The 26,592-nt window shown below is 67.8% G+C and carries 26 protein-coding genes; 15 read left to right on the forward strand and 11 right to left on the reverse strand.

The window, feature by feature from the left end:
• Window positions 1–85 precede the first annotated feature (85 nt).
• Window positions 86–1,492 (forward strand): acetate metabolism transcriptional regulator RamB, encoded by a 1,407-nt coding sequence (gene ramB / locus ACWEH3_RS00915; RefSeq protein ID WP_450024258.1) that lies wholly within the window; start codon window positions 86–88, stop codon window positions 1,490–1,492.
• A 26-nt stretch (window positions 1,493–1,518) separates the two neighbouring features.
• Window positions 1,519–1,803, forward strand: a complete 285-nt coding sequence (locus ACWEH3_RS00920) for a hypothetical protein (protein ID WP_450024260.1) — start codon at window positions 1,519–1,521, stop codon at window positions 1,801–1,803.
• 53 nt (window positions 1,804–1,856) lie between these two features.
• Here ACWEH3_RS00920 and ACWEH3_RS00925 read toward each other — a convergent pair whose 3' ends face one another.
• A complete protein-coding gene (locus tag ACWEH3_RS00925; protein ID WP_450024262.1) occupies window positions 1,857–3,080 on the reverse strand; it encodes an MFS transporter in 1,224 nt (407 codons plus the stop codon).
• A gap of 74 nt (window positions 3,081–3,154) precedes the next feature.
• Here ACWEH3_RS00925 and ACWEH3_RS00930 point away from each other — a divergent pair, with 74 nt between their 5' ends.
• Entirely contained in the window at window positions 3,155–4,000 is an 846-nt protein-coding gene (locus ACWEH3_RS00930; RefSeq protein WP_450024264.1) for a TetR/AcrR family transcriptional regulator, read from the forward strand.
• Between the two features lie 237 nt (window positions 4,001–4,237).
• On the opposite strand, the gene ACWEH3_RS00935 is transcribed toward ACWEH3_RS00930, so the two are convergent.
• The gene (locus tag ACWEH3_RS00935; protein WP_450026203.1) at window positions 4,238–6,067 is read right to left on the reverse strand and encodes an acyl-CoA dehydrogenase; all 1,830 of its coding nucleotides are present in this window, start codon (window positions 6,065–6,067) and stop codon (window positions 4,238–4,240) included.
• Window positions 6,068–6,440: 373 nt separating this feature from the next.
• Between ACWEH3_RS00935 and urtA the strand changes: the two genes are divergently transcribed.
• From urtA to ACWEH3_RS00965, 6 genes are all read left to right on the forward strand, one after another.
• Window positions 6,441–7,715, forward strand: a complete 1,275-nt coding sequence (gene urtA, locus ACWEH3_RS00940; RefSeq protein WP_450026205.1) for an urea ABC transporter substrate-binding protein — start codon at window positions 6,441–6,443, stop codon at window positions 7,713–7,715.
• 217 nt (window positions 7,716–7,932) lie between these two features.
• Window positions 7,933–8,817, forward strand: a complete 885-nt coding sequence (urtB, locus tag ACWEH3_RS00945) for an urea ABC transporter permease subunit UrtB (RefSeq protein WP_450026207.1) — start codon at window positions 7,933–7,935, stop codon at window positions 8,815–8,817.
• Entirely contained in the window at window positions 8,814–9,953 is a 1,140-nt protein-coding gene (urtC, locus tag ACWEH3_RS00950) for an urea ABC transporter permease subunit UrtC (protein ID WP_450026209.1), read from the forward strand. Before urtB ends, urtC begins: the two co-directional genes overlap by 4 nt.
• On the forward strand, window positions 9,950–10,804 hold the full coding sequence (gene urtD / locus ACWEH3_RS00955; RefSeq protein WP_355071744.1) for an urea ABC transporter ATP-binding protein UrtD: 855 nt from the start codon (window positions 9,950–9,952) through the stop codon (window positions 10,802–10,804). Before urtC ends, urtD begins: the two co-directional genes overlap by 4 nt.
• On the forward strand, window positions 10,797–11,489 hold the full coding sequence (gene urtE, locus ACWEH3_RS00960; RefSeq protein WP_355071742.1) for an urea ABC transporter ATP-binding subunit UrtE: 693 nt from the start codon (window positions 10,797–10,799) through the stop codon (window positions 11,487–11,489). The genes urtD and urtE overlap by 8 nt, the downstream gene beginning before the upstream one ends.
• Window positions 11,490–11,497: 8 nt before the next feature.
• Complete coding sequence (locus tag ACWEH3_RS00965; protein ID WP_450026212.1) at window positions 11,498–12,199, forward strand: GntR family transcriptional regulator; 702 nt, start codon at window positions 11,498–11,500, stop codon at window positions 12,197–12,199.
• Window positions 12,200–12,203: 4 nt separating this feature from the next.
• Here ACWEH3_RS00965 and ACWEH3_RS00970 read toward each other — a convergent pair whose 3' ends face one another.
• Window positions 12,204–13,076: an NERD domain-containing protein gene (locus ACWEH3_RS00970; RefSeq protein ID WP_450026214.1), complete on the reverse strand. Its 873-nt coding sequence runs from the start codon at window positions 13,074–13,076 to the stop codon at window positions 12,204–12,206.
• Window positions 13,077–13,304: 228 nt separating this feature from the next.
• On the opposite strand from ACWEH3_RS00970, the gene ACWEH3_RS00975 reads away from it, so the two are divergent.
• Entirely contained in the window at window positions 13,305–13,838 is a 534-nt protein-coding gene (locus tag ACWEH3_RS00975; RefSeq protein WP_355072125.1) for a carboxymuconolactone decarboxylase family protein, read from the forward strand.
• Here the strand turns inward: ACWEH3_RS00975 and ACWEH3_RS00980 are convergent.
• Window positions 13,835–14,611, reverse strand: a complete 777-nt coding sequence (locus ACWEH3_RS00980; RefSeq protein WP_450026216.1) for a TetR/AcrR family transcriptional regulator C-terminal domain-containing protein — start codon at window positions 14,609–14,611, stop codon at window positions 13,835–13,837. The genes ACWEH3_RS00975 and ACWEH3_RS00980 overlap by 4 nt on opposite strands.
• Window positions 14,612–14,738: 127 nt before the next feature.
• Here ACWEH3_RS00980 and ACWEH3_RS00985 point away from each other — a divergent pair, with 127 nt between their 5' ends.
• The gene (locus ACWEH3_RS00985) at window positions 14,739–15,116 is read left to right on the forward strand and encodes a VOC family protein (RefSeq protein WP_450026218.1); all 378 of its coding nucleotides are present in this window, start codon (window positions 14,739–14,741) and stop codon (window positions 15,114–15,116) included.
• A 125-nt stretch (window positions 15,117–15,241) separates the two neighbouring features.
• On the opposite strand, the gene ACWEH3_RS00990 is transcribed toward ACWEH3_RS00985, so the two are convergent.
• Window positions 15,242–16,093, reverse strand: coding sequence for an SDR family oxidoreductase (locus ACWEH3_RS00990; protein WP_450015554.1), 852 nt, complete (start codon window positions 16,091–16,093; stop codon window positions 15,242–15,244).
• Window positions 16,094–16,189: 96 nt separating this feature from the next.
• Between ACWEH3_RS00990 and ACWEH3_RS00995 the strand changes: the two genes are divergently transcribed.
• The gene (locus ACWEH3_RS00995) at window positions 16,190–16,588 is read left to right on the forward strand and encodes a winged helix-turn-helix transcriptional regulator (RefSeq protein WP_356962711.1); all 399 of its coding nucleotides are present in this window, start codon (window positions 16,190–16,192) and stop codon (window positions 16,586–16,588) included.
• A 36-nt stretch (window positions 16,589–16,624) separates the two neighbouring features.
• Complete coding sequence (locus tag ACWEH3_RS01000) at window positions 16,625–17,053, forward strand: PPOX class F420-dependent oxidoreductase (RefSeq protein WP_450015551.1); 429 nt, start codon at window positions 16,625–16,627, stop codon at window positions 17,051–17,053.
• A gap of 328 nt (window positions 17,054–17,381) precedes the next feature.
• Here the strand turns inward: ACWEH3_RS01000 and ACWEH3_RS01005 are convergent, their stop codons facing one another.
• The 3 genes from ACWEH3_RS01005 to ACWEH3_RS01015 all read right to left on the reverse strand — a co-directional run bounded on the left by ACWEH3_RS01005 (window position 17,382) and on the right by ACWEH3_RS01015 (window position 20,677).
• Window positions 17,382–18,089 (reverse strand): polysaccharide deacetylase family protein, encoded by a 708-nt coding sequence (locus ACWEH3_RS01005; protein ID WP_450015549.1) that lies wholly within the window; start codon window positions 18,087–18,089, stop codon window positions 17,382–17,384.
• Between the two features lie 126 nt (window positions 18,090–18,215).
• The gene (gene lpdA / locus ACWEH3_RS01010; RefSeq protein WP_355071727.1) at window positions 18,216–19,619 is read right to left on the reverse strand and encodes a dihydrolipoyl dehydrogenase; all 1,404 of its coding nucleotides are present in this window, start codon (window positions 19,617–19,619) and stop codon (window positions 18,216–18,218) included.
• A gap of 83 nt (window positions 19,620–19,702) precedes the next feature.
• Window positions 19,703–20,677 (reverse strand): dipeptidase, encoded by a 975-nt coding sequence (locus ACWEH3_RS01015; protein ID WP_450015547.1) that lies wholly within the window; start codon window positions 20,675–20,677, stop codon window positions 19,703–19,705.
• A gap of 220 nt (window positions 20,678–20,897) precedes the next feature.
• Here ACWEH3_RS01015 and ACWEH3_RS01020 point away from each other — a divergent pair, with 220 nt between their 5' ends.
• Window positions 20,898–21,440, forward strand: a complete 543-nt coding sequence (locus tag ACWEH3_RS01020) for an AMIN-like domain-containing (lipo)protein (RefSeq protein WP_450015545.1) — start codon at window positions 20,898–20,900, stop codon at window positions 21,438–21,440.
• Window positions 21,441–21,473: 33 nt separating this feature from the next.
• A complete protein-coding gene (locus ACWEH3_RS01025; protein ID WP_450015543.1) occupies window positions 21,474–23,519 on the forward strand; it encodes a prolyl oligopeptidase family serine peptidase in 2,046 nt (681 codons plus the stop codon).
• Here the strand turns inward: ACWEH3_RS01025 and ACWEH3_RS01030 are convergent.
• The 3 genes from ACWEH3_RS01030 to ACWEH3_RS01040 all read right to left on the reverse strand — a co-directional run bounded on the left by ACWEH3_RS01030 (window position 23,514) and on the right by ACWEH3_RS01040 (window position 26,468).
• Entirely contained in the window at window positions 23,514–24,851 is a 1,338-nt protein-coding gene (locus tag ACWEH3_RS01030) for an MFS transporter (protein ID WP_450015541.1), read from the reverse strand. The genes ACWEH3_RS01025 and ACWEH3_RS01030 overlap by 6 nt on opposite strands.
• Window positions 24,852–24,929: 78 nt before the next feature.
• On the reverse strand, window positions 24,930–25,787 hold the full coding sequence (locus tag ACWEH3_RS01035) for an alpha/beta hydrolase family protein (RefSeq protein WP_356962720.1): 858 nt from the start codon (window positions 25,785–25,787) through the stop codon (window positions 24,930–24,932).
• A gap of 48 nt (window positions 25,788–25,835) precedes the next feature.
• Window positions 25,836–26,468 carry a TetR/AcrR family transcriptional regulator gene (locus ACWEH3_RS01040; protein ID WP_355071720.1) on the reverse strand — a complete coding sequence of 211 codons (633 nt, stop codon included), beginning with the start codon at window positions 26,466–26,468 and terminating at the stop codon, window positions 25,836–25,838.
• Window positions 26,469–26,592: the final 124 nt, after the last annotated feature.

Here is a 26,592-nt window from a genome sequence, read left to right on the forward strand (position 1 = left end):
CGGTAGCCGCCGGGTACGACACCTGTCTGCGAGGAGTGTTAATCGAATATTGGCACGGATGCGAAAGCACCCATAAGCTGGACGCATGGCCAAGACTTATGTCGGCGCTCGGTTGCGTCAACTGCGGACCGAACGCGGACTGAGCCAGGTCTCGCTGGCCCAGCAGCTGGAGATCTCGGCGAGTTACCTGAATCAGATCGAGCACGACGTGCGCCCGCTCACCGTGCCGGTGCTGCTGAAGATCAGTGACGTGTTCGGCGTCGACACGACCTTCTTCTCCGCTCAGGACGACACCCGGCTCATCGCGGAACTGCAAGAGGTCGTGATGGACGAGGAACTGGGCATCGAGGCCGACGCCCAGGAGATCGCGGACATCGTCTCGGCGCACCCGAGCATGGCCCGCGCGCTGGTCAACATGCACAACCGCTACCGCAACACTTCCGCCCAGCTGGCCGCCGCCACCGAGGACCGGTTCGCCGACGGCGCGGGCAGCGGCGCGATCAGCAAGCCGCACGAGGAAGTGCGCGACTACTTCTACCAACGCCAGAACTACATCCACGAGCTGGACACCGCCGCCGAGGATCTCACCGCGCGCATCCGTTTCCACGGCGGCGACGTGAACAGCGAGATCGCCAGGATCCTGCGCGCCCACGACGTACGGATCGTCGAGCGCATCGACCTCGGCGAAGGCGTGCTGCACCGCTACGACCCGCAGACCCGCACCCTGGAGATCGCCCCGCACCTGTCCGGCGGGCAGCGAACCTTCAAACTGGCCGCCGAGCTGGCCTACTTCGAATGCGGCGAGCTGCTGGAGAAGCTGGTCGAGGAAGGCAATTTCGCCTCCGAGGACGCCCGCAAGCTGGCCATGCTCGGGCTGGCCAACTACTTCGCCGCGGCGACGGTGCTGCCGTACACGCATTTCCACGAGGTCGCCGAGGACTTCCGCTACGACATCGAGCGGCTTTCGGCGTTCTTCACGCAGAGCTACGAGACCATCTGCCACCGGCTTTCCACGCTGCAACGGCCGTCGCTGCGCGGCGTGCCGTTCTCGTTCGTGCGGGTGGACCGGGCGGGCAACATGTCCAAGCGCCAGTCCGCCACCGGTTTCCACTTCTCCGCCAGCGGCGGCACGTGCCCGCTGTGGAACGTCTACGAGACCTTCGCCTACCCGGGCAAGATCATGACCCAGATCGCGCAGATGCCCGATGGCCGCAAATACCTCTGGGTGGCGCGCACGGTGGAACGCCGCGCCACCCGCTTCGGCCAGCCGAGCAAAACCTTCGCCATCGGTCTCGGCTGCGAATTGCGGCACGCGGCCCGCGTGATCTACGCCGACGGCATCGATCTCGACGAAGTGCAGCCGACGCCGATCGGTGCGGGCTGCCGAGTCTGCGAACGCGCCAACTGCCCGCAGCGCGCCTTCCCGCCCCTGGGCAAAGTGCTCGACATCAGCGAACACCGCAGCTCCGTATCGCCGTACGTGCTGAAGTAGTCCTACCGGTTCCGTAGGTTGTCGCTATGGCCGGTGATTCGCGGTACCCCATGCCCGCGTCGATCGTGCTGATCGCGACGCCGGAAGGTTGGCGGCACAGCGTCCTGGACACGTGGGGCGGGATGCTCTGCGGTCGGCTGGCGCAGATCGCCGCCGACGCCTCACCGGAGCGGGCGCGCGCCGCGGCGGTCGCGATGCTGCGCGACGTGGCCCGGGAATATCACGACACCGAAATCGAAGTGGTCTGGAATGGTCAGGAGCCCGAAGAAATGCTGACGGCTCAGGTGATTTCGTTGCGGCACCGTCCCTGAACGAACATCCGGCCGGTATCGGAGCACCGATACCGGCCGGGCATTCTGTCCGCTCAGGCGGCCGTCGACCTCTGCATGCGGAGACCGATCGCCGTCATACCCAGCGCGGCGACGAGCAACAGGGCCAGCGTCCAGGCGAGGGTCGCGAAGCCGTGGGGCGCCGCGGCGGCGGCGACCAGCGGGCCGATGGTCGCGCCCACGTAGAACGAGAACATCGCGACCGACATTGCGGCGGCGCGGGATTCGCCGCCCAGTTCCCCCGCGCTCTGCAGCACGGCCGGAGCGATGATGCCCAGTCCGCCGACCAGAACGGCGAGCAGCACGGCCAGCACGGCCGGGTGGGTTCCCTCGAAGGTCGCCACCACCATCGCCGCGGCGGCGATCAGCACGCCCAGCGCGATCTGACCGTGCTTGGACAGCCGGGCCAGCGGCACCGCGAGCAAGGGAAGCGCGACCATCACCGGCAGCGCGCCCGCGCGCAGCGCGAGCAGTTCGCCCGCGCCTCGAACCACTCCGGTCAGTTCGAGGCCGGTGTACACCCCGACCATCACCGCCATGCTCATCGCGCCCGCGATCAGCATCGGCACCAGCGCCCGGATGCGCAGCACCGCCGGAATGGCGGCGTAGCTGTGCCGCAGCGGCTTGTCCCGGCCGGTGGGCGCGTCGGCCAGCAGCGCGGACCGCAACACCAGCGCGAGCACGGCGAATGCGATCGCGGAGGCGACGAACACCGTGCGCCACGGGAACGCGGCGACCATCCACTGCGACACGATCTGCGCGACCACCGTGGCCGCGAGGAACGACGTGGCCACGGACATGGTGGCCACGGCGCGGTGCGCGGGAGCGATGCGGGTCGCCACGTAGGCCATGATCGCGGGTGGGATCGAGCCGACCACCAGCCCCTGCGCCACCCGCAGGCCGATGGCCAGTGGAGCGCTGAACGCCAAACCGGTCAACAGTGTGACCGATGCGGCCACCAGCATCCCGGTGACGAGCACCCGGCGGTGACCATAGCGATCCGACAGCGGCCCGAACAGCACGAAGCCGCCGGCGTAGCCGAAGGCGAACGCGCTGATGATCCAGGTCATCACGGCCGGACCGACGCTCCAGTCGGCCCGCATGGCGGTGAAAAGCGGGATCGGAACGTACATCTGGCCGGTCGCCAGCAGTGCGGACAGGACGAAGAAGGGCAGGGTGCGCCCGGTGTGGGCACGCGACGAGACGACTCGGGTGCGCGTCCGGACCGGAGCCACGGACTGAAGAGTGGGCATTGCCATGGGTTGAAGGTAGGCCCGGGCGAGCCACGCTGTCAACCAAATAGTTGGTTTAATGGAATGGTAAAGTGTCCGTCATGACCGCCACGATGAAACGCAGTGACGCGACCAGGCAGGCCCTGTTGCGCGCCGCCCGCGACGAGTTCGCGCAGCACGGGCTGGCCGGCGCGCGGGTCGACCGGATCGCGGACGCGGCGGGCGTGAACAAGGAGCGCATCTACGGACTGTTCGGCAGCAAGGACAAGCTGTTCGACGTCATCCTGATCGACACCCTGCGCGAGTTCATCGACGTGGTGAAGCCGCTGGCCGACACCGAACCCGGCGCGTACGTCGGCAAGTTGTACGACTACCACCGGGACAACCCCCAGCTACTGCGCCTGATGCTCTGGGAGGCACTGCATCGCGGCGCCGACGCGCACGACATCGACGGCTGGCGCGCCGCACATTACGTGCGCAAATTCGACCGCGCGCAGGAACAGTTCGACGTGGACTCCGCGAACGCGGGCCGCCTGCTGCTGGCCCTGTGCGGCCTGGCCAATTGGTCACTCGCCGTTCCGCAGACCACCAAACTGCTGCTCGGCGAGGCCGCCGCGGAGGACGGGACCGCCACCCGCGCGTTCCTGATGGAGTTCGCCAGGGCGGCGATGCGCCGGGACGCGGCTCCCGGCGAACAGGAAGCACGCCTCCCCGAGGTCGAGCTGGTCAATGACTTGACCGCCGAGGACGAGCCGTCCGGAGTCGACCGAGCCGCCCAGCGCCTCCGCGACGCCCAAGCCGCCGCCGACGCCGCCCGCGAAGAACTCGCTACCGCCCTGCGCGCCGCCCACGCCGCGGGCGCGAGCGCCAACCACCTCGCCCGTCAGGTCTCCGGCACCCTGTCTCGTCCCGTGGTGCTCAAACTCCTGTCCCAGCCCGAACCCTGAACCCGCCGCGAGCGACATCGTCCGCCCGAACAGCGCACTCAATGCCGAGGCTCGAGACTCGACGCGCCCAGCGCACCGCAACTACGTCTTTCGAGCGAAGCGAGACCGAGCATGCGCCGTTCGCGGCCCGGCTCGCGTTTGCGTGGCCGTCGCGTAGGCGACGAAGGAGCAAGCGGCGGTCGCGCAAACGCGAGCCACAAGAGGGCCGCGAACACGCCGCGACGAAGTCGCGGCCGATCAAAACGCACTTTCCTCGAGGTTCATGATGTCGTTGTCCAGCGTCGCGACGATTCCGCGCACCGCGCTCAGCGTCGGCAGTACGTTCTTGATGAAAAAGCTCGCGACGGCGACCTTTCCGGCGTAGAAAGCGCGGTCCTTCTCCGGTGCGTCGGCGGCCAGTGCGGCAGCCGCGATCTCCGCCTGGACCAGCAGCCGCCAGCCGATGAGCAGATCGCCGACCGCCAGCAGGAAACGCACCGAGCCCAGACCCACCTTGTACAACTCGGTGGGCTGCTGCTGGGCGGCCATCAGGAAGCCGGTGAGCGAGGCGGCCATGGACTGTACGTCCTCGGCGGCCGTGCGCAGTAGTTCGCGTTCGGTGTCGAACCGCCCGGTCTTGGCGTCCAGGAACGCCGCGATCCGCGCGTTGACGTGGCCGAGCGCCACACCTTGGTCGCGAATGACCTTGCGGAAGAAGAAGTCCTGCGCCTGGATGGCGGTGGTGCCCTCGTACAGCGAGTCGATCTTCGCGTCCCGGATGTACTGCTCGATCGGGTAGTCCTGTAGATAGCCGGATCCGCCCAAGGTCTGCAACGATTCCGTCAGGTACTGGTAGGCCCGCTCCGAACCGACTCCCTTGACGATCGGCAGCAGCAGATCGCTCACCCGGTGCGCCAGCTCGGGGTCGGCGCCCGAAACGAGTTGCGCCACATCGGCGTTCTGATGGGCGGCGGTGTACAGATACACCGCCCGCAAACCCTCCGCGTACGCCTTCTGCATGGCCAGCGAACGTCGGACGTCCGGGTGCTGGGTGATGGCCACACGCGGCGCGGCCTTGTCGGTCATCTGCGTCAGGTCCGCGCCCTGGACGCGCTCTTTGGCGTAGGCCAGCGCGTTGAGGTAACCGGTCGACAGGGTGCCGGAGGATTTGACGCCGACCATCATGCGTGCGTTCTCGATCACCTGGAACATCTGCGCGATGCCGTTGTGCACCTCGCCGACCAGCCAGCCCTTGGCGGGCGTGCCATGGCCGCCGAAGGTCAACTCGCAGGTGGGCGAGGACTTCAGGCCCATCTTGTGCTCGACCCCGGTGACGTACACGCCGTTGCGGTCGCCGAGTGCCAAAGTCTCGGGGTCGAAGAGGAACTTGGGCACGTAGAACAGCGACAGCCCCTTGGTGCCCGGCCCGGCGCCCTCGGGACGGGCCAGCACCAGATGGAAGACGTTCTCGGCGGTGTCGCCGACTTCCGCGCCGGAGATGAAGCGCTTGACACCCTCGATGTGCCAGGAGCCGTCCTCTTGCCGGATCGCCTTGGTGCGACCGGCGCCGACGTCGGAACCGGCGTCGGGCTCGGTCAGCACCATGGTGCCCTGCCAGCCCTTCTCGAAACCGAGCGTCGCCCAGTGCCGCTGCTGCTCGGTGCCGACCTCGAACAGCACGGACGACATGACCGGGCCCATGTTGAAGAACGACGCCGACGGATTGGCGCAGGTGATCATCTCGGCGACCGACCAGACCAGCGTGGCGGGGGCCGGGGTGCCGCCCATGCCCTCCGGCATGCCGAGCCTGCTCCAGTCCGCGTCGCGCACGGCGGCGACGGTCCTACGGAGCGGCTCCGGAACAGAGATCGAGAAAGTGGCGGCGTCGTAGACGACCGGATCGCGGTCGGCCGCCGCGAAGGAGTCCGCTACCGGCCCCTCGGCCAAGCGCTTCACCTCGGACAGGATCTCCCGGACCGTGTCGGAGTCGAGGTCGCCGTAGGCCCCGGTATCGAGCAGCTTGTCCAGCTCGAGCACTTCGAACAGATTGAACTCGATATCCCTCAGGTTCGCCTTGTAGTGGCCCACCTGGTCCTCCTCGACTCGAGTCCGCGGCCCGCCGCCGCGGCATGGGACGGTTCAGACGTCGTACGAATCGAAGCGTGCCGTATCGCGGCGACGCTACGCAACCGTAGCCACATCCGCCCCGGCCAGCAGGTTTGCCGGGATCTCACAACTGTTCACCATCCGTTCACAGGAAAGGTTCACATCGGCGAAACAGACGAAACGGACTTGTCATCGAGAGATATTCCGGCGCAACAACTCCTGTCTACCGTTCCTTCACGAATACAGCCGTTGTATACAGCCCCGTCTACAGCCGTGAGCGGGACGGAGACGGCGGTGTTCGACGCGGCGTCCTGCCGGCGCCGCCGCGATACCTGATGAGGAAAGGGCTCGCCCCATGCCAAGTTTCCGTGCCACCCATCGCTCCGGGCGTTTGGTGCGAGCGATGGCGGTACCCACCGCGGTCGCGCTCGCCGGCCTGTTGCTGACCGCCTGCGGTTCGAAGGACGACGCCTCGACCACCGGCTCGGGCGCCGCGTCCTGCGTCGACACGTCGAAGGACACGATCAAGGTCGGTTCCCTGCACTCCCTGTCCGGCACGATGGCCATCTCCGAGGTCACCGTCGCCAACTCGACCAAGCTCGCGGTCGACCAGATCAACGCCGCGGGCGGCGTGCTCGGCAAGAAGATCGACCTGGTGCTCGAGGACGGCGCCTCGGACCCGAAGACCTTCGCGGAGAAGGCCGAGAAGCTGATCAGCTCCGACTGCGTCGCCGCGGTGTTCGGTGGCTGGACCTCATCGAGCCGCAAGGCGATGAAGCCGAAGTTCGAGAGCCTGAACTCGCTGCTCTACTACCCGGTGCAGTACGAGGGCCTGGAGGACAGCAAGAACATCTTCTACACCGGCGCCACCACCAACCAGCAGATCGTCCCGGCCCTGGACTACTTGAAGCAGAAGGGCATCACCTCCCTCTACCTGGTGGGCAGTGACTACGTCTTCCCGCAGACCGCCAATCGCGAGATCAAGGCGTACGCCGCCGCCAACGGCATCGAGATCAAGGGCGAGGACTACACCCCGCTCGGCTCCACCGATTTCTCCACCATCGTGAACAAGGTTCGCGCCGCCAAGGCGGGCGCGGTGTTCAACACCCTCAACGGTGACTCCAACGTCGCGTTCTTCCGCGAGTACACCAACGCGGGCCTGAAAGCCGCCGAGATGCCGGTGGTCTCGGTCTCGATCGCCGAAGAGGAAGTGGCGGGCATCGGCGCGCAGAACATCGCCGGCCAGCTCACCGCGTGGAACTACTACCAGACCGTCGACAGCCCGGTGAACCGGAAGTTCGTCGCCGACTACAAGGCCGCCTTCGGCGCCGACAAGCCGACCTCGGACCCGATGGAAGCCGCCTACGCGTCGGTCTACCTGTGGAAGAACACCGTCGAGAAGGCGAAGTCGTTCAAGGTCGAGGACATCCAGGCCGCCGCCGACGGCGTGACGTTCGACGCGCCCGAGGGCCTGGTCACCGTCAACGGCGCCAACCACCACATCACCAAGACCGCCCGGATCGGCGAGATCCGCCCCGACGGACTGATCTACACCGTGTGGGACTCCGGCAAGGCCGTGACGCCGGACCCCTACCTGAAGTCCTACGACTGGGCCAAGGGCCTGAAGTAGTCCGCGGCTGTCCGCGGCCCAGCTACCGTGCCCGCCCGGCGACACAGTCGCGACGGCGGTCACGCGGAGCGCGTAATGAGGGGGGCCGCGGACAGCATCGGGCCGGCGCAGGCATCGCAGGCCCTGCGGCAGATAACCGCATGGCACGGCCACCGATTCCGGGCATGCGCCGTTCGCGGCGCGAAGGCGCGGTAAATCCAACACAGGAGCCTTCCCCATGGATGTTGTGATCGGACAGCTCTTCACCGGGCTGAGTCTGGGATCCATTCTCTTGCTCGCCGCACTCGGCCTCTCGCTGACCTTCGGTCAGATGGGTGTGATCAACATGGCGCACGGCGAGTTCATCATGGCCGGTTGTTACACCACTTATGTTGTGCAGAAGGTGATCTCGTCGGCGGGCGGTTCGCTCGTCGTCTCCTTGCTGATCGGTTTCCTCGTCGGCGGACTGTTGGGCGCCGCGTTGGAGATGGGCCTGATCCGCTGGATGTACGACCGGCCGTTGGACACCCTGCTGGTCACCTTCGGTGTGGGGCTGGTGCTGCAGCAATTGGCCCGCGACATCTTCGGCGCACCCGCCAAGAACGTGATCGCGCCGGAATGGCTCAGCGGCGGCGTCACGATTCTGGGCGCGGTGGTGCCGAAGACGCGCATCTTCATTCTGGTCCTCGCGGTGGTCGCGGTGACCGCGCTGGCCGCGGTGCTCAAGGCGACGCCGCTGGGCCGCCGTATCCGCGCGGTGGTGCAGAACCGCGGCCTGGCCGAAACATCCGGCGTGTCCAGTCGTTTCACCGACATCAGCACGTTCTTCATCGGCTCGGGTCTGGCCGGTGTGGCCGGTGTGGCGCTGACGCTGATCGGCTCGACCAGCCCGACCATCGGCCAGAGCTACCTGATCGACGCGTTCCTCGTGGTGGTCATCGGCGGGCTCGGCCAGATCAAAGGCACGGTGATCGCGGCGTTCGCGCTCGGGCTGCTCAATTCCTACATCGAATACTCGACCACCGCGTCCATCGCGAAGGTCATCGTCTTCGTCGTCATCGTGATCTTCCTGCAGGTCCGCCCGCAGGGTCTGTTCACCGTCCGGACAAGGAGCCTGGCATGACCACGCTGATACAACGGTGGCGCGCACACTCCTCGCTCGGCGCGCTGGCCGGATTCGCCGTCGCCGCCGTGCTGTTGTTCGCGGTCGCGCCCGCCCTGCTCAGCGATTTCCGGCTCAACCTACTGGCGAAGTTCCTGTGCTTCGCGATCGTCGCGGTCGGCATCGGATTGGCCTGGGGCCGAGGCGGAATGCTCACCCTTGGGCAAGGTGTGTTCTTCGGCGTCGGCGCCTACATCATGGCCATGCACCTGCAGATGGCCGACGCCGCCCGGCTGGGCAACGACGTGCCGGAGTTCATGGAGATCGCGGGCATTCGTGAATTGCCCTCGTTCTGGAAGCCGTTCGCGTCGGCTCCGGTTGCGCTGATCGGCATCCTCGCGCTGCCCGCTCTGATCGCCGCGGTGCTGGGCTACGGCGTCTTCAAGCGGCGCGTGAAGGGCGCCTACTTCGCCATCCTCAGCCAGGCGCTGGCCGCCGCGCTGGCCATCCTGCTGACCGGTCAGCAGAGCATCGGCGGGTTCACCGGCCTGTCGGATTTCCGCGCGTTCTTCGGGTTCAAGCTGTCCGATCCGGTCAACCGGCGCATGCTGTTCTTCTTCGCCGCGGCCGCGCTGCTGGTGGTGGTCGCGCTGGTGCGGCAATTGATGCACAGCCGCTACGGCGAGTTGCTCGTCGCGGTGCGCGATCAGGAGGAGCGGGTACGTTTCCTGGGCTACGATCCGGCGAACGTCAAGATCGTCGCCTATGTGGTCGCCGCGTTCTTCGCGGGCATCGCAGGCGCCCTGTTCACCCCGATCGTCGGCATCATCTCCCCCGCCGACATCGGCGTCGTCCCGTCCATCGCGTTCCTCATCGGCGTCGCGATCGGCGGCCGGACCACGCTGCTCGGGCCGGTGCTCGGCGCGATCGGCGTGGCGTGGGCGCAGACGGCGCTGTCGGAGGAGTTCCCCTCGGGGTGGACGTATCTGCAAGGCGTGCTGTTCATCGTGGTGGTCGGTTTCGTTCCGGCGGGTCTGGCCGGATTGTGGCCGATGCTGAAAGGCCTGCTGGACAACAGGCGTTCCGCGCCCGCACCCGCGACGGTGGTGGTCGAGGCGCTGCCGGAACCCGCGACGGAGAAGGTGGAATCGCGATGACCGAGACGACGCACGAACCGAAGCTCGGCGGCAACGCCGGAATGTCCAGCGAGTACCTCGAGATCCGCGGCCTTTCGGTGAGTTTCGACGGTTTCAAGGCCGTCACCGATGTCGATCTGACGGTGTTGCAGGGCGATCTGCGCTTCCTCATCGGCCCCAACGGGGCGGGCAAGACGACGCTCATCGACGCGATCACCGGACTGGTCCCGGCGACCGGCTCCGCGCAGAAGACCGGCGTGGAACTGCTCGGCCAGAAGGTGCACCGGATCGCTCGGCTCGGTGTCGGACGAACGTTCCAGACCGCGAGCGTGTTCGAGCAGCTCAGCGTGCTGCAGAACCTCGACATCGCGGCGGGCGCGGGCCGTTCGGCGCTCACCATGCTGCGCCGCCGAAAGACGGTGCTGCCCGCCATCGAGGAGGCGCTGGAGACCACCGGTCTGGCCGACCTGCGCGACAAACCCGCAGGGGTGCTCGCGCACGGGCAGAAGCAATGGCTGGAGATCGGCATGCTTCTGGTGCAGAACGCGTCGGTGCTGCTGTTGGACGAACCTGTGGCCGGGATGAGCGCCGAGGAGCGCGAGGAAACCGGCAATCTGTTGCGCCGCATCGGCGGCGACCGGGTGGTCGTGGTGGTCGAGCACGACATGGATTTCATGCGCGCCTTCGCCACCTCGGTCACCGTCCTGGCCGGCGGCAAGGTGCTCAGCGAGGGAACCGTCGAACAGGTGCAGGCGGACCCGAAAGTCCAGGAGGTCTACCTCGGCACCGCAGCGGCCGTCGGGACCGAGCTGGAGGACGCGTCGATCGCGCCGAGCCCGGAGTCACCCCAGAAAGGGGACAGTGATGCTTGAACTCACCGATATCCACTCCGGTTACGGCCGCACCGAGGTGATCCACGGCGTCTCGGTGACCGTCCCGGACGACAGCGTGGTCGCCATCATGGGGCACAACGGCGCGGGGAAGACCACGTTGCTGCGCACCGCCGTCGGGCTGATCGGCACGAAGTCCGGCCGGATCGAGTTCGACGGGGAGACCATCACCAAACTGTCGCCGTCGCGCCGGGTGCGCCGCGGGATCGCGTATGTGCCGCAGGGACAGCAAAGTTTCCCGCAACTGACCACAGCGGAGAATCTGCAAGTGGTCGCCGACGGCCGCAAACGGGGCAAGGCGTTGATCGATGAATCGCTGGACCTGTTTCCCGCGCTGCGCGAGCTGCTCACCCGGAAGGCGGGCCTGCTGTCCGGTGGCCAGCGCCAGCAACTCGCCATCGCGCGGGCGCTGATCACCGAGCCCAAGCTGCTCATCCTGGACGAGCCGACCGAGGGCATCCAGCCGTCGGTGGTCGCCGAGATCGAGCGCACCATCATCGATCTCACCCGGCGCGGCGGGCTGAGCGTGCTGCTGGTCGAACAGCACATCGGCTTCGCATTGCAGGCGGCGCAGCGCTACTACGTGCTGCGATCGGGCCGGGTGACCTCCACGGGCGCGGGTGGGGCCGGCGCCGAGCGCGAAGTCCGCTCGGCGATGGCGATCTGAGCGCCGCCGTGGCCCGCGACAGGGGCCGGATTCCGTTGCGCGAGCAGGTGTACGACTCGTTGCGCCGGGATCTGGCCACCGGAGCCATCGTGCCGACCGAACGGCTCGGCGAAGAACGCCTCGCCGAGGCGTACGGGGTGTCGCGCACGCCGGTGCGCGAGGCGCTGGCGCGACTGCAAGCGGACGGACTGGTCGAGCGGCTCGCCGACGGCCTCTACCCGTACCGTCCCCGGCTCGACGAACTCGATCACCTCTACGAGTTGCGGCTCGTACTGGAAGCCAGGGGCATGCAACGCGTGGCCCCGCCCGGCGAGGCGCCCACGCACGATCTGGATCTCGTGCGCACGGAACTCGACACCTGGCGCGCACTGAGCGACGCCCCACCCGAACCGGGCCCCGCGCTGGTGGCCGCCGACGAACACTTCCACACCACCCTGCTCGCAGCCGCGGGCAACGCCGCGCTCGCCGACGCGCTCACCGCCGTGCACGTCCGGGTGCGTCCGGTGCGCACGCTGGACATGCCGACTCCGGAACGCATCGCCACGATGACCGCCGAGCACATCGCGATCGCCGAACACCTGGTGTCCGGCGCGGTGGACGCGGCGTTGGCGACGCTCACCGCCCATATCGACACCTCGCGAACGCACGTGCTGGCCCGAGCGCAGTACGCCATGCGCCTGACCAAACTGGGCCGTGCCGTGCGGGATTGACCGTTCAGCAGCGCTGCTGGAAGGGGTAGCACTGGGTGGGCCGGTACGCCGGCGGCGACGGCGTCGGACTCGTCGTGCCGGTCGCCGGGATCGGCTGGGCCGAGTCGTGCGCCAACGCGGTGGCGATCACGCCGAGCACGAACAGGACACCGACAACGGCGATCACGATGACGGACCAGCCCGCATAGGCCTGGCTTTTCGTCGCGACGCCCGCCGTCGGCTCGACTCGCGGCTTCGGTGTGCGCGAGATGGTGGTGACCGGCTCCGGCGCGTTCTCCTCGAAGCCCGCCTCGAGGAGTTCCGCGCGGGACGGCGCGATCTCCGCCAGGCCGAGCGCGCCGCACGCGCCGATCACCCGGTCCGCGGTCCAGTCGCGCGGTCCCGCGGAGAAACCCTCCAGATAGATGCGTAGTTCGGTCGCGTCGGTGACGTTTCCGACGACCACGTCCAACCCCGGACGCAGATTCGTGCGCGCCGGACGCACCACGGCGCCGCGGAAGGGGACGAGCACGACGGCGCCGCTGATGTGTCCCGGGTCCTGCAACGCTCGCTGGAGCATGTGCTTGACCGCGTAGATGCCGTGTTCCACGCGCTCGGCGGGGCTTCCGTTCTCCGGGTCGTCGAGCTCCACCGGCGCGTCACTGATCGTCCACGGCCCTTCGGCCGGTGTGCTCAGGATGCCGCTCTGCCTGCGCTGGAACCCGTGCACCTCCAGCACGGTCAACCCGCGCGGCGTCCACACCACCGCGTCGACACGCCGGTTGTCCGCCTCGAGATCGATCACGGCGAGGCCGGTCGTCGGATACGACCGCAGGCACGCGACGAATTCCCGCTCAGCGCCGGACAGCTCCGCTCCCGGCCTGATCCTCACCAGCATCTTTTCCCCTGACGACCTGTTGTCCACACCTGACGCCGCGGAAACGCGCTGCGGCCGCGGCGACCCGCACCGGTACTGATGATGACGGGGTACCCCGCTGAAAACCACTGGAAAGCAAAAGAATGGTGGCGCGCCGGGCGGGATACTGCCAAGTAGGCTCTCATCTCGGTCGGCACCGACGCCGGCCGCACAGACCACGCGGAGGTGGCAACCGGCATGGTTTCAGCGCTGCAACCACGCATCTCGCCCGGACGGCTCCGGGAACTCGGGGCGCTCAATTGGGTTGTCTGGCAGGTGCTCTCCCGCGCCGCAGGCACCCACGACGCCCATTTGTTCAGCACGCTGGGCCGCACCCGCGGCCTGTTCCGCGGTTGGCTGCACTTCTCGGGCAAGCTCATGCCAGGCGGGCGGCTGCCCCGCCACGAGTCCGAGCTGGTCATCATCCGGGTCGCGCATCTGCGCGGGTGCGAGTACGAGATGGACCATCACATCCGGCTCGGCCGGCGCGCCGGGGTGACGAGCGAAATCCTGGAGCGGCTGCGCAAAGGCCCCGAGGCGGCGGAGTGGTCGGACAAGCACCGCGCGCTGCTGGCCGCCGTGGATCAGCTGGTGGAGACCCGTGACCTCGACGACGACACCTGGGCCGAGCTGGCGAAGCACTACGACGAGCGCAGTCTGATCGAGATCGTCCTGCTGATCAACCAATACGACGGGCTGGCCGCCACCATCACCGCCCTGCGCATCCAGCGCGACGGCCTCTAGTCGGACGGGCCCTCGATACGGCGGGCCAGACCGTCCAGCACCAGCGTCAACCCGAACTCGTAGGCATGGTCGGCGCTGTAGGCGACGTCGTGCGCCCGGCCCGCGGCTGACCCGACGCGCGCGGCGAGCGGGTACCGCCGCGCGTCGAAGACCTGCGCCAGCACCGGCGCGGCCCGCTCCCACCACTCACCGTCGGACATGGCGCTGTCGGCCGCCGCACGCGCGCTGTCGATGGCGATGCGGGCGACGGACGTGACGAAGCCGAGCACGAAGGTCAGAGCGGCGTCCATCGCCAGGTCGTCGAGGCCGAGGTCCGCGAAGGCTTCCAGCTCGTGGTCGTATTTCGCGGCGAGGCCCGGTCCGAGCGGTGGCCGGGTGGTCGGCAGATACGCCACCCACGGATGACGGGCCAGCAGGGCGCGGTTCTCGGCGGCGATCCGGGCGACCCGCTCGCGCCAGGGCAGACCGGTGAGGTCGGCGCGCTCCATCCGCGCGTACACCGTGTCCAGCATCAGGTCGATCAGCTCGGATTTGCCCGGCACATAGGTGTAGGTGGCCATGGGGGTCAGGCCGAGCCGGTTGGCGACCGCACGCATCGTGACCGCCGCGATTCCCTCCGCGTCGGCGATCTCGATCGCGGCGGCGACGACCGCCTCGACGCTGCTGCGCTGTTTCGGCCCCCGGCCGGTGCCCGGCTCCGACGGAATCCGCCATAGCAATTCCAACGTGCGCACCGGGTCACCGGCGCCGCTGCGCTCCTTCGGCTGTCTCATCGCTCGCCTCCTCAACCGCCTCGCTTCCCGATGGTATCGATGTGACGCACCTCATAATGCGCGCTGCCCGTCAACTCCGTACAAAGTACAGTGTACTTAGTACGGAGTTTTCCGCCGAGGAGGGCCCATGCACATCACCGCTTCCGCCATCTCGCTCAACGTTCCCGACCCGGCCGCCTCGGCGCGGTTCCTCATCGAGCACCTCGGCTTCGAGGAGAAGATGTCGGCCGACGGGTTCGTCTCGCTGGACCGCGCCGACGCCGGAGTGAACGTCATCTACCTGCGCACCGGACTGGCGAGCTTCAAACCGCGGAGCGCGGCGGGCAGCGCGGGCGAAGGCCTGCTCGTCGTCTTCGTCGTCGACGACATCGATGCCGAATACGCCCGGCTGCGAGCCGAGGGCGTGCCGATCGTGACGCCCATCGAAACCGAGGAGTGGGGCGAGCGGTACTTCCAGATGAGCGATCCGAACGGGATCATCATCCAATTGGTGCAGTGGGTCTGAGTTGTGTCCGAGCGACCGCCGCCGGCGACTTCGTCGCGAAGGCGGCGGCCACTCGGACGCCGGCCGGGGCGCGAAACAGCGGCTGCCCGTTCCCGCTTCGCTCTCCCCGAGCAGCCCGGATAGCGTCAGGCGAGCGCAGCGCGGAAGACGTCGACGGCGGGAGTCGCCGGGCGGCCGAGCAGTCGCGCCAGGTCGCCGGAGCGGACGTCGAGGATGCCTTGTGCGATACCGGCGTCGGCGTCGGCGAGTGCCTCGGCGAACTGGGCGGGCAGTCCCGCCCCGGTCAAACCGGCCGCATAGTCGGCCTGCGGAAGGTTCTCGTAGCGCACCGGCTTGCCCGATGCCTCCGAGATCGCCTCGGCCAGTTCGGCATAGGTGAGCCGTTCGTCGCCGCCGAGTTCGTATACCCGGCCCGCGTGGCCGTCGGTGGTCAGCACCCGGGCGGCGGCTTCGGCGTAGTCTGCCCGCGCCGCTCCCGCCACGCGACCTTCACCCGCCGCGCCGTGCAGCACGCCGGACTCCACCGCGTGCGCCAGACCGCCCAGGTAGTTCTCCCAGTACCACCCGTTGCGCAGCACTGTGTGCGGCACAGCCGATTCGGCGAGTACCGCTTCGGTGCCCTTGTGTTCCTGCGCGAGAATGAGCGGATTGTCGGTCGCGCCGGCAATGCTCGTGTACGCGAGCAATTCCACACCGGCCCGCTCAGCGGCGCGAATGACGTTGGTGTGCTGCGCCACGCGCGCGCCGAACTCGTTACCGGAGACCAGCAGCACCCGGTCGACACCCTCGAGCGCCCGGTCCAGCGCGGCCGCGTCGTCGTAGTCGGCCTGCCGGACGTCCACGCCACGCTCGGCCAGATCGGCCACCTTCGCCGGGTCGCGCACGATCGCCACGACCGGTGTCGATCCCACCTTCAACAGCGCGTCCACTACGAGCCGGCCCAGCTGCCCACTGGCCCCGGTCACCGCGACGGTCATGACTACCTCCAAGATCGGCATGTTTGAATAGCACTAACTATTAGTAAGCACTATGCACCTCGTAGCCACTGTGGTCAAGTTGGGTACTATCGAAGTATGTCCACCCAGCGCATTGCCTCGGCGGACGCCGACGATCCCACGCTGGAAGCCGACGTCTTCGCCCGGAACTGCACGTCGCGGCCGGTCCTGCAGAACGTCGCCAGTCGTTGGGGCACCCTGGCGCTGGTCGCGCTGCGCGAGGGGCCGTACCGGTTCAGCGCCTTGCGGCGGCGGGTCGACGGCGTGAGCGAGCGCATGCTCTCGCAGACCCTGCAGGCCCTGGAACGCGACGGCATGGTGCACCGCGAGGTGCAGGAGACCATCCCGCCCCGGGTCGAATACACCCTCACCGACCTGGGTGTCGAGGTGGCCGACCGCTTGGAGGCGCTCATCCGGGTACTGGAAACCAACATGCCGCGCGTGCGCGAGGCGCAGGCCGCCTACCACCGCGACTGACGGGAAGAGACCAGCGTCACCGCGGGTTACACGGGCATGGAACTCGCCGCCGCAGTCGATTTCGCCCGCGAACACCGCAGGTCCGTGCTCACCACGATCCGCCGCAACGGACGACCGCAACTGTCCAACGTGCTGCACGTCGTCGGCGCGGATGGCCGCATTCGCATCTCCATCACCGCCGACCGGGCGAAGTACCACAACCTCGTCCGGGACCCGTGGGCGGCGCTGCACGTGACCCGCGACGATTTCTTCGCCTATACCGTGCTCGAAGGCACGGTCGAGCTCACCCCTGTCGCCGCCGAGCCGGACGACCCCACCGTCGACGCACTCGTCGACTACTACCGCACCGCCACCGGCGAGCACCCCGACTGGGACGAATACCGCAACGCGATGGTCACCGACCGCCGCGCCTTGGTGCTGTTCACCCCGACTCACGCCTACGGCATGCTCCCGGCCGCCGGGTAGCCGAACGAATCCTGCGCCACGAACACCGACGCTCCGGCGCACTGCCTCCGTCGGCGCCTGCGGCCGCGCGGGCGTGGCCCACCCCAGCCGGGCCGAGAGCGCCCACGACTGAATGGCGAGAACAGACGCCGGATCGGAGCGTGGGCGCGCGTAGCAGTAGCGGATACGCCGTACCCCGCCCCCACCTCGCGGCGGCTGATGCGCGCCGCCGACCGGACTTCGCCGCGCCGACCGATCGGCCCGGCTCCGCGGGCTGCGAAATCACGCCGTCGCCCAGCAGCCCCGCGCATCGACCGCCGTCGATGGCGGCCGCGCCGGGCCGGTCGGATCAGCGGGACATGAGATCGGACACCGTGACGAATTGGTATCCCGCGGCACGCAATTCGGTGACGATGCGCGGGATGGCGGCGATCGATGCCTCGGCGTTCCCATGCATGACATGCAGCAGAACGATCGACCCGGGGCGGACCTTGCCGAGCGTCTCGGCGACGATGTCGTCCGCGGTGACGCCCGCCCGGCCGGAATCGGGCTCGACGTCCCAGGTGACGGTGACCCGGTCGTGCTCGGCGAGATAATGCGGCAGCACCCACAACTTCTTGCCGTAAGGCGGACGGAAGGTGATCGGGCCGACGTAGCCCGTCTTCATGATCTCGGCGTCCGTGCGCTCCACTTCGTCGCGGACCGTGCCGGGCGTCACGAAGACCATCCGCCGATGCGAATAGGTGTGATTGCCGATCTCGTGGCCCGCCGCGGCGATCGCCCGGCCGTAGTCCGGGTGTTCGGCGAGATCACGTCCGTTCAGGTAGAAGGTCGCCGGGACCTGCGCGTCGGCGAGGACTTTCAGCACCTCGGGCGCGCGCTCGGACGGCCCGTCGTCCAAGGTCAGCGCGACCACCCGCGCGTCGGTGTCCACCCGGCTGACCACGTGACCGGCCAACTGGAAGGTGCGCGCCTTCATCAGGTAGAAGGTGCCCGTCCCCAGCAGCACCACCACGACGAGCACCGGCACACTTCCGATCAGCCACCTGCGAAACATGCACGCTGTATAGCAGAACGCTCGCACCGATGCCGACCGCCGACGGCCCTACCGGCGCGGAAACCCTTGCCGGACAGCGAAAAGGGCGTGCGATCATCGACCGCACGCCCTTTCGACGCGAAGGGATCAGAAGTTGATCATGTGGCCGGCCAAGCCGTGGAAGGCTTCCTGGAGGGCCTCGCTGAGCGTCGGGTGAGTGTGGACGTTGCGGGTCAGCTCGTTGACCGTCAGGTCCCACTTCTGCGCGAGGGTGAGTTCGGGCAGCAGTTCGGAGACGTCCGGGCCGATGAGGTGCCCGCCGATCAGCTCGCCGTACTTGGCGTCGGCGACGAGCTTGACGAAACCGGTCGGGTCGCCGAGGCCGTGGGCCTTGCCGTTGGCGGTGAACGGGAAGGTCGCGACCTTCACGTCGTAGCCCTCGTCGCGGGCCTGCTGCTCGGTCAGGCCGAAGCTGGCGACCTGCGGCTGGCAGAAGGTGGCGCGCGGCATCATCCGGTAGTCGCCGAGGGGAACGGTCTCCGCGCCCGCGATGGTCTCGGCCGCGACCACGCCTTGGGCCTCCGCGACGTGCGCGAGCTGCAGTTTGCCGGTGACGTCGCCGATCGCGTAGATGTGCGGCACGTTGGTGCGCATGTAGTCGTCGATCCCGATCGCGCCGCGGTCGGTGACCACGACGCCCGTGGTCTCCAGGCCGTAGCCGTCGACGCGGGGGGCGAAGCCGACGGCCTGCAGCACCTTGTCCACGGTGACGGTCTCGATCGACCCGGTCTTGTTGTCCTTGATCGCGACGGTGACCTTGGCGCCGTCGTCCTCGATGGACTGCACGGCCGCACCGGTGGTGATGGTGATGCCGAGCTTCTTGTACTGCTTGGTGATCTCCTTGGAGACGTCCGCGTCCTCGTTCGGCAGCGCGCGATCGAGGAACTCCACGATGCGCACGTCGACGCCGTAGTTCTTCAGGACGTAGCCGAACTCCATGCCGATCGCGCCCGCGCCGACGATGAGGATCGAGCCGGGCAGGTCACGGGTGAGGATCTGCTCCTCGTAGGTGACCACGTTGGCGCTGAGCTGAGTGCCGGGCAGCAGCTTGGTGACGGTACCCGCCGCGATGATCGCGTTGTCGAAGGTGATCGACTCGGTACCGCCCTTGGTGAGCTCGACCGAGAGCGAGTTCGGGCCGGTGAAGGTGCCCTTGCCGTCGAACTCGTCGATCTTGTTCTTCTTCATCAGGAAGTGGACGCCCTTGACCCGGCCGTCGGCGACCTTGCGGCTGCGGTCGAAGGCGACCCCGAAGTCGAAGTTCACCTCACCGGAGATGCCGAAGGTCTTCGCCTCCTTGGTGAAGATGTGGGCGAGCTCGGCGTTGCGCAGCAGCGCCTTGGACGGGATGCAGCCGACGTTGAGGCACACACCACCCCAGTATTTCTGCTCGACGATCGCTGTTCGCAGGCCGAGTTGAGCGGCGCGGATCGCGGCGACGTATCCGCCGGGACCAGCGCCGAGAACGACGACATCGTAGTGGGAAGTCACGCCCCGAGCCTAACTCCGCGGCGGGTAGTTCACCCACCCATCCCCCACCACAGTGAGGCGTGGGCCACATCCATCCGCAAAGCTCAGCTACGCCATACCTGACGGGCGACGCGGCGGAAGTTCTCACCGAAGATCGCGGCTCGGTCGGCGGGGGTGAAGCCGCGTTGGGAGAGGGCCTGGTCGAGGGTGGGGACTTCGGAGGGGCCGAGGAGGTCTTCGGGTGGGATCCAATGGAGGGAACCCCATCGGGTGTAGGCGTCGGAGAAGGCGTCGGGGTTCTGTTGTAGTTCGGCGTTGAAGTCGTCGGCGTCGAAGGAGTAGTCCGAACCTATGCCGATGTGTTCGATCCCGACGAGCTCCACGCCGTACTCGATGTGGCGGGCCATCGCCGCGATCCGCTCGGCGCGCTCGTGGGGCGCGTTGCGGCCGAGGAAGATGCCGACCCCGTTGATGCCGATGACACCGCCGGTCGCGGCACAGGCGCGCGCTTGGTCGTCGGTGATGTTGCGCGGGTGGTCCCACAGCGCGGCGAAATTGGAGTGGCTGTAGATCATCGGGACGACGCTGAGCTCGGCCAGCTCCAGCCCGGTGCGCCGGGAACAGTGCGAACCGTCGGCGAACATGCCCACTTCGTTCAACGCGTGAACGAGGTCGCGCCCGTAACCGGTGAGCCCGGTGTCCTCGGTGTCCAGGCAGCCGCAGCCCGCGGCGTTGGCGTGGTTGTAGGCGGGCAGCAACGACCGCACGCCGAGGTCGTAGAAGCGAGCGACGTTGTCCAGGTCGCCGCCCAGCGGCCCGGCGTCCTCCAGATCGAAGGCCAGCGCGATCGCGTCCGCGGCCCCGATGTCCGCCACGGTCTCGACCAGGCGGAACCGGCCGTCCGCCATGGCATCCCGGCGGAATCGATGCAGCAGCGCCAGGGAGTCCGCGGTCGATTGCCGGGAGTAGCCGACGTTCACCGACAGATACGATCCGGCCGGGTAGCGCGCGAGGTCGCCGATGCGCGCGGCGGGCGACAGCGGCAGACAGCAGTGCTGTTCCCAGAGAAAGGGCGGCAACCTCGAACCTCCTGGTGGATCCAGCCTCGGAGCAGCGATCCTACTGTTCGCGCCGAGCCAGCATCGGCGCGCAGCGAACGCCGGGCCGCCGGGCCGCCGTGCCGTGACCGAGTTGCCGCGACCGCCAACGCTTTTCGCCCGCACCGCCGGTAACAAGGCATCCACCTGGACCGATGCATGTTATACATCAATCCCTCCTGTGCCCGAAGGCGGTGCGACCATGCGTCGCTTGCTTCTCCTGTTCGTTTCCTTCGTGACCCTCGCCGGTCTTTTCGTCGCCCCCGCCCCGGCTTCCGCCGCCCCGGAGTGCGCCTCCGGCTGGGGTTCGATACCCAAGGTGAGCCGAGCCCGGACGCTCACACCGCTCACCGGGATCCGCGCCGGACGGCACGACTGCTTCGACCGCTTGGTGCTCGACATCGCCGGTCCGGTGACCGGCTATCACGTCGGCTACGTCGAGCGAGTGGTCATGGACGGCTCCGGCGCACCCGTCGCGCTGCGCGGCGACGCGTTCCTGAGCATCGCCGTCTACGCCCCGGCCTACGACGACGCGTTCAACCCCACCTACACCCCCGCGAATCGGGCCGAACTCGCCGACGTGCGGGACTACCGGACCTTCCGCCAGGTGGCCTGGGCCGGTTCCTTCGAAGGTCAGACCACCGTCGGCTTGGGCACGCGCGCGCGACTGCCGTTCCAGGTGTCCACCCTGACCGGGCCGGGCAGCGGGTCACGCATCGTGATCGACGTAGCGCACTCCTGGTGACCCCGCGCCGCGCGGCTCGGCAACAATGTGGGGATGAGCGGTGTTGAGCGGAATGTGACCGATCCCTACCTCTGGCTGGAAGAAGTGACCGGCGAGCGCGCTCTGGACTGGGCTCGCGCGCACAACACGGTCGTGCGCGCCCGGTTCGCCGACTCCGATCGCTTCCGCGACCTGGAGCGGCGCATCCTCGACATGCTCGACACCGACACCAAGATCGCCTACCCGTCCCGCCGCGGCCCCTGGCTCTACAACTTCTGGCGGGACGCCCAGCACCCGCGCGGCCTCTGGCGGCGCACCACGTTCGCCGAGTACGCCGAGGACGCGCCGGACTGGGACGTGCTGATCGACCTGGACGCGGTGGCCGCCGACGAGGACGAGAACTGGGTGTGGGGCGGCGCGACGGTGCTGCGCCCGGAACAGTCCCGCGCGCTGATCAGCCTGTCGCGCGGCGGCGCGGACGCGAAGGTGGTCCGCGAGTTCGACATGGAGGGCAGGGTGTTCCTCGATCCGGTCGATGGCGGGTTCTTCCTGCCCGAGGCCAAGTCGGAGATCCGCTGGATCGACATCGACTCGGTGTACGTGGGCACCGACTTCGGCCCCGGCACACTGACCGATTCGGGATATCCGCGCATCGCGAAACGCTGGCGGCGCGGTACCGCGCTGGAGGAGGCGACCACCGTCTTCGAGGGCGAGAGCGGCGATGTCGCGGTCTCGGCGGGTTACGACCGCACGCCGGGTTACGAACGGCACTACGTCGGCCGCGCCACCGACTTCTTCAACGAAGAGGTCTACCTGCTGGAGGACGACGGCGCCCTGCGGCACCTCGACATCCCCACCGACGCCAGTGAGTCCTGGTACAAGGACTGGCTGCTGGTGCGGCTGAAGTCGCCGTGGGAGGTCGGCGGCACGAGTTATCCCGCGGGCGCGCTGCTGGCCATCGACTTCGAGAAGTTCCTCTCCGGCGCACGGGAATTCGAAGTGATCTTCACCCCGGACGCGCATACCTCGCTGCACGGCTACGGCTGGACCGAGAACCACCTGCTGCTGGTCACGCTCGAGGACGTGCAGACCAAGCTCTACGTGCTGACGCCGGGATCCGGCGGCTGGCGCCGCGAGCCGCTCGCCGATACCCCGCCGATGGCGACCACCAGCGTCCTGAATCTCGACCCGCTGGAGAGCGGCGACGAGTTCATGCTCAACACCAGCGGCTTCACCACCCCGGCGACGCTGCTGGCCAGCGCTGTCGGTGGGCGCACCGAGCGGCTCAAACAGGAACCCGGATTCTTCGACGCCGACGGGGTGGAGACCGAGCAGTTCTTCGCCACATCCGACGACGGCACGCCGGTGCCGTACTTCGTGATCCGCCATCGCGACCAGAAGGACGCGCCGGGGCCGACGGTGATGTCCGGCTACGGCGGTTTCGAAGTGTCCCGAACCCCCGCATACAGCGGCGCGTCCGGCATGGGCTGGTTGGAGCGCGGCGGGACCTGGGTGATGACGAACATCCGTGGCGGCGGCGAGTACGGACCGCAGTGGCACACCTCGGTGCAGAAAGCGAACCGGCACAAGGTGTACGAGGACTTCTCCTCGATCGCGAAAGACCTGGTCGCGCGCGGCATCACCACCGCGGACCAACTCGGCGCGGTGGGCGGCAGCAACGGCGGACTGCTCATGGGTGTGATGCTGACCCGCTACCCCGAATTGTTCGGCGCCATCGTCTGCCAGGTGCCGCTGCTGGACATGAAGCGCTACCACCTGCTGCTCGCGGGCGCTTCGTGGATGGCCGAGTACGGCGACCCGGACAAACCGGAGGAATGGGAGTACATCGGCAAGTACTCGCCCTACCAGAACGCGCGCGCCGACCGCGCCTACCCTCCGATCCTGCTCACCACGTCGACCAGGGACGACCGGGTGCACCCCGGCCACGCCAGGAAGATGGCGGCGCTGCTGGAGGAGCAGGGCCACGAGTGCTGGTACCACGAGAACATCGAAGGCGGCCACGGCGGCGCCGCCGACAACAAGCAGTCGGCCTTCCAGGCGGCGCTGATCTACGAGTTCTTCACCCAGATGCTCTCATAGGGCGTCGGCAGGCAAATCCGGATGCTGCGCGGATTCGCCGGCACCGGGCTCGCGTGGTTTCTCCTGCGCCGGTGCCGCATCTGTCGCGCTGGTGATCTCCTTTGCGGCAACCGCTTCCACTTGCCGCAAAGGAGACAACAGCAGTACCAGCCCTGGTGCCACCAGCCCGGCGATGCCGACCACCAGACCACCCTGCACGCCGAGCGCAGCGGCTGCGATTCCGCCGAGCAGCGCTCCCAGTGGCGCGGCCAGCGCCGAAAACCACCGCATCAACGCGTTGACTCGGGCCAGCGTCTCCGGTATCGAGATCGTCTGCCTGAGGGTCCGCTGAACGACGTTGTAGCCGACCAGCGCCGTCATCACGACAAGCAAGCCGCTGGTCACGAGGACAGTCCGCCAAGCCTCCGGCACAGGTAGGACTGCCAAGGCGTAACCCGGCGCATACGCGATGGCGAAACAGAGCAGAGTCCGTCCATCGCCGAGCCGCCGCGTCAACCACAGCGCCATAGGTCCACCCATCAACCCTCCCAGCGACCCCACCGCGCCGACCAGCCCGATCACTTGGGGTTGCCAGCCGATATCCCTCGCGAGGAACACCAGCCACAGCGCCCCGATCCACGCCAGAAAGCAGTTGGTAGAAAGGTTCGCGAAAGCGATCCAGCGCAGATAGCGGTCTGTGACGACGTAGCGCAAGCCTTCCAGGACAAGTTTGGTCACGCTGGTGCGGCGAACCGAAGGTGACGGCGCCTCCGGCATCCGCAGAATCGTCAGCGCGACAGCGAGAACAGCCACCATGCCCACGGCAGCAGCAAGGGAAATGCTTGCACCGACGACCGCGAAAAACCAGCTTCCGGCCAGCGGACCGGCGAATTGCGCGAGAGATTCCGACACACCGAACTTCGCATTGGCCGACCTGAGTGCAGCATCGGGCACGATCATCGGCGTCACGCTCTGAAAGGCGACGACATTCACCATTCGCGCCGACTCGGTGCAGAAGGCCACAACGAGCAGCAGAGGAATCGTCGCTCCGTGGCTCACGCAGATGATCAGCGCTCCGGACCAGACCGCCAGCTCTACAACGTTGGCAAGGATCATCGAGCGCCAGCGCCCCAGCTTTTCGACGTAGGCCCCCGCGTGCAGGGTGATGAACACCTTCGGAAGCAGGCTCGCAGCGGCCAGAGCCGACATATCGGACGCGTCTGCGTGCAGTTCGGTCACCGCGAACAAGCCGAGGCCGAACGGTAGATATGCGCTACCGATTCCACCTACCGTCTGCGCCAGCCAGAAAGCATTGAACCGCTTTTTCCATTCAGCTCGCAACGCGATCGTCAAGCTAGACCAACCGATCCAGCGATATTGATTCCGCTCCGTGGCGCGACGCTCTTCGTCATCGACGAGCCCGCCCGACGCTCAGCGGTCGCGCAACCACTTCTCGATCTGGTCGACGGTGCTGGTGTACTGCCGGATCCAGCCGTTGTGGCCCAGTGGTTCCGGCTGGCGCCAGCGCGTCACTTCCGCGTTGGGCAGCTTCTCCAGCAGGTGCTCGGCGGAGCTGGGCGGGGTGAGGTCGTCGCCGGTGATCGTGATGGACAGCACCGGGAGTTTCAGCCGCGCGATGCGCTCCTCGTAGTCGATGTCCGCGCCGACCGGAACGAACCGGCCGGTGCGCGCCAGCCGGGCCCAGTCGGAGATCAGCACCTTGGACTGGCGGCCGAAACCCATCGAGACCCGGTCGCCGGGCCAGAAGCCGGCCAGGTTGGCCGTCAGCGAGATCGCCGCGGTGCCGACCAGCATGCCCGGACCCGAAAGTCCCCGATAGCCACGGTAATACGGGGTGCCGGAGGCGACCAGGATCAGCCCGCCGAGCCTGCCACGGACGCGCGCGGCGTACATGACGCCGAGCTGGCCGCCCATGCTGTGACCGAGCAGGTACGGCGTGCTGTCCGGGAACTGCTCGCGGACCACCTCGAAGATCGCCGGGAAGTCCACCGAGACCAGTTCGTGGTAGCCGAAGGTGCTGGCGGAGCTGGGCTTCGGCCTGCTGTCGCCGTTGCCGCGCAGCTCGCCGATGGCCACGTCGAACCCGCGCGCGGCCAGTCCCGAGGCGAACAGTTCGTAGTAGCCCCCCGGAACGCCGAGCCCGGGCACGATCACCAGCACCGGCCGCGGCGTGTCCGGACCGACCGCGTGCCGGTGCGGACCCCCGGCGGGGATCAACCGCACCGGGACCGTTGTGCCGTCCGGCATCTGGATCGGAACTGTTTGCATCCCCGCAGGTTACCGCGCTCATCGCGCCCGATCCCGCAGGCCGGGACGCTATGCGCGGACCGCGCCGATGATCACCCTGCTGAGCACCCGGATCACGTCGTCGAGCGGCGGGCGCGGCTCCGCGCCGCTCCACGAGTCGACCACATAGTTGACACCGCCGATGATGGCGAGCATCCGCATTTCGTAGTCGCCCGCGGGTATCTCACCGTGCAGGGCGGCGTCTTCGGCGGCGCCGGCCAGCAGCGAACCCCACTCCCGGCGCACCGCGAGACGGAACTTTTCCACCTTCGGGCCCGCGCCGACCACTTCCACCAGGGCGACGCGTGCCTTGCGCGGATCGGAGCCGATGGATTCGACGTAGGCGCGAACCGCGGCGTCGATGACGTCCAGCGCCTTCGCGCCGGACTTCGCGTCCAACGCCTTCTTCACGGCGTCCCGCGACTCCCGGTCGATCTGCTCGTACAGCTCTAGGAGCAGGGACTCGCGACCGGTGAACTCCTCGTAGAACTGTCGCGAGGAGAGTCCGGCGTCCTTGCATATGGCGCCGACCGAACTGTTGGCGTAGCCGTCCCGCGCGAAGACCGTCAGGCCTGACTCCAGAAAACGCGCACGCCGCTGACGTTGCCGGTCCTCCACGGGTTGCCCGGCATACATTCGACCCGTATTCGCATCCTGTGACATTGGGGCAGACAATACAGAAGGGCCCGAACTCATCGTCACGGATCGGGCCCTTCGTTACAACCCTCGACCAATCTATGGTTAGCCGAAAGTTGGCTGAGCAGTTGCTACCTCATCAAATGGTCGC

Source organism: Nocardia sp. NPDC004718, assembly GCF_053601535.1.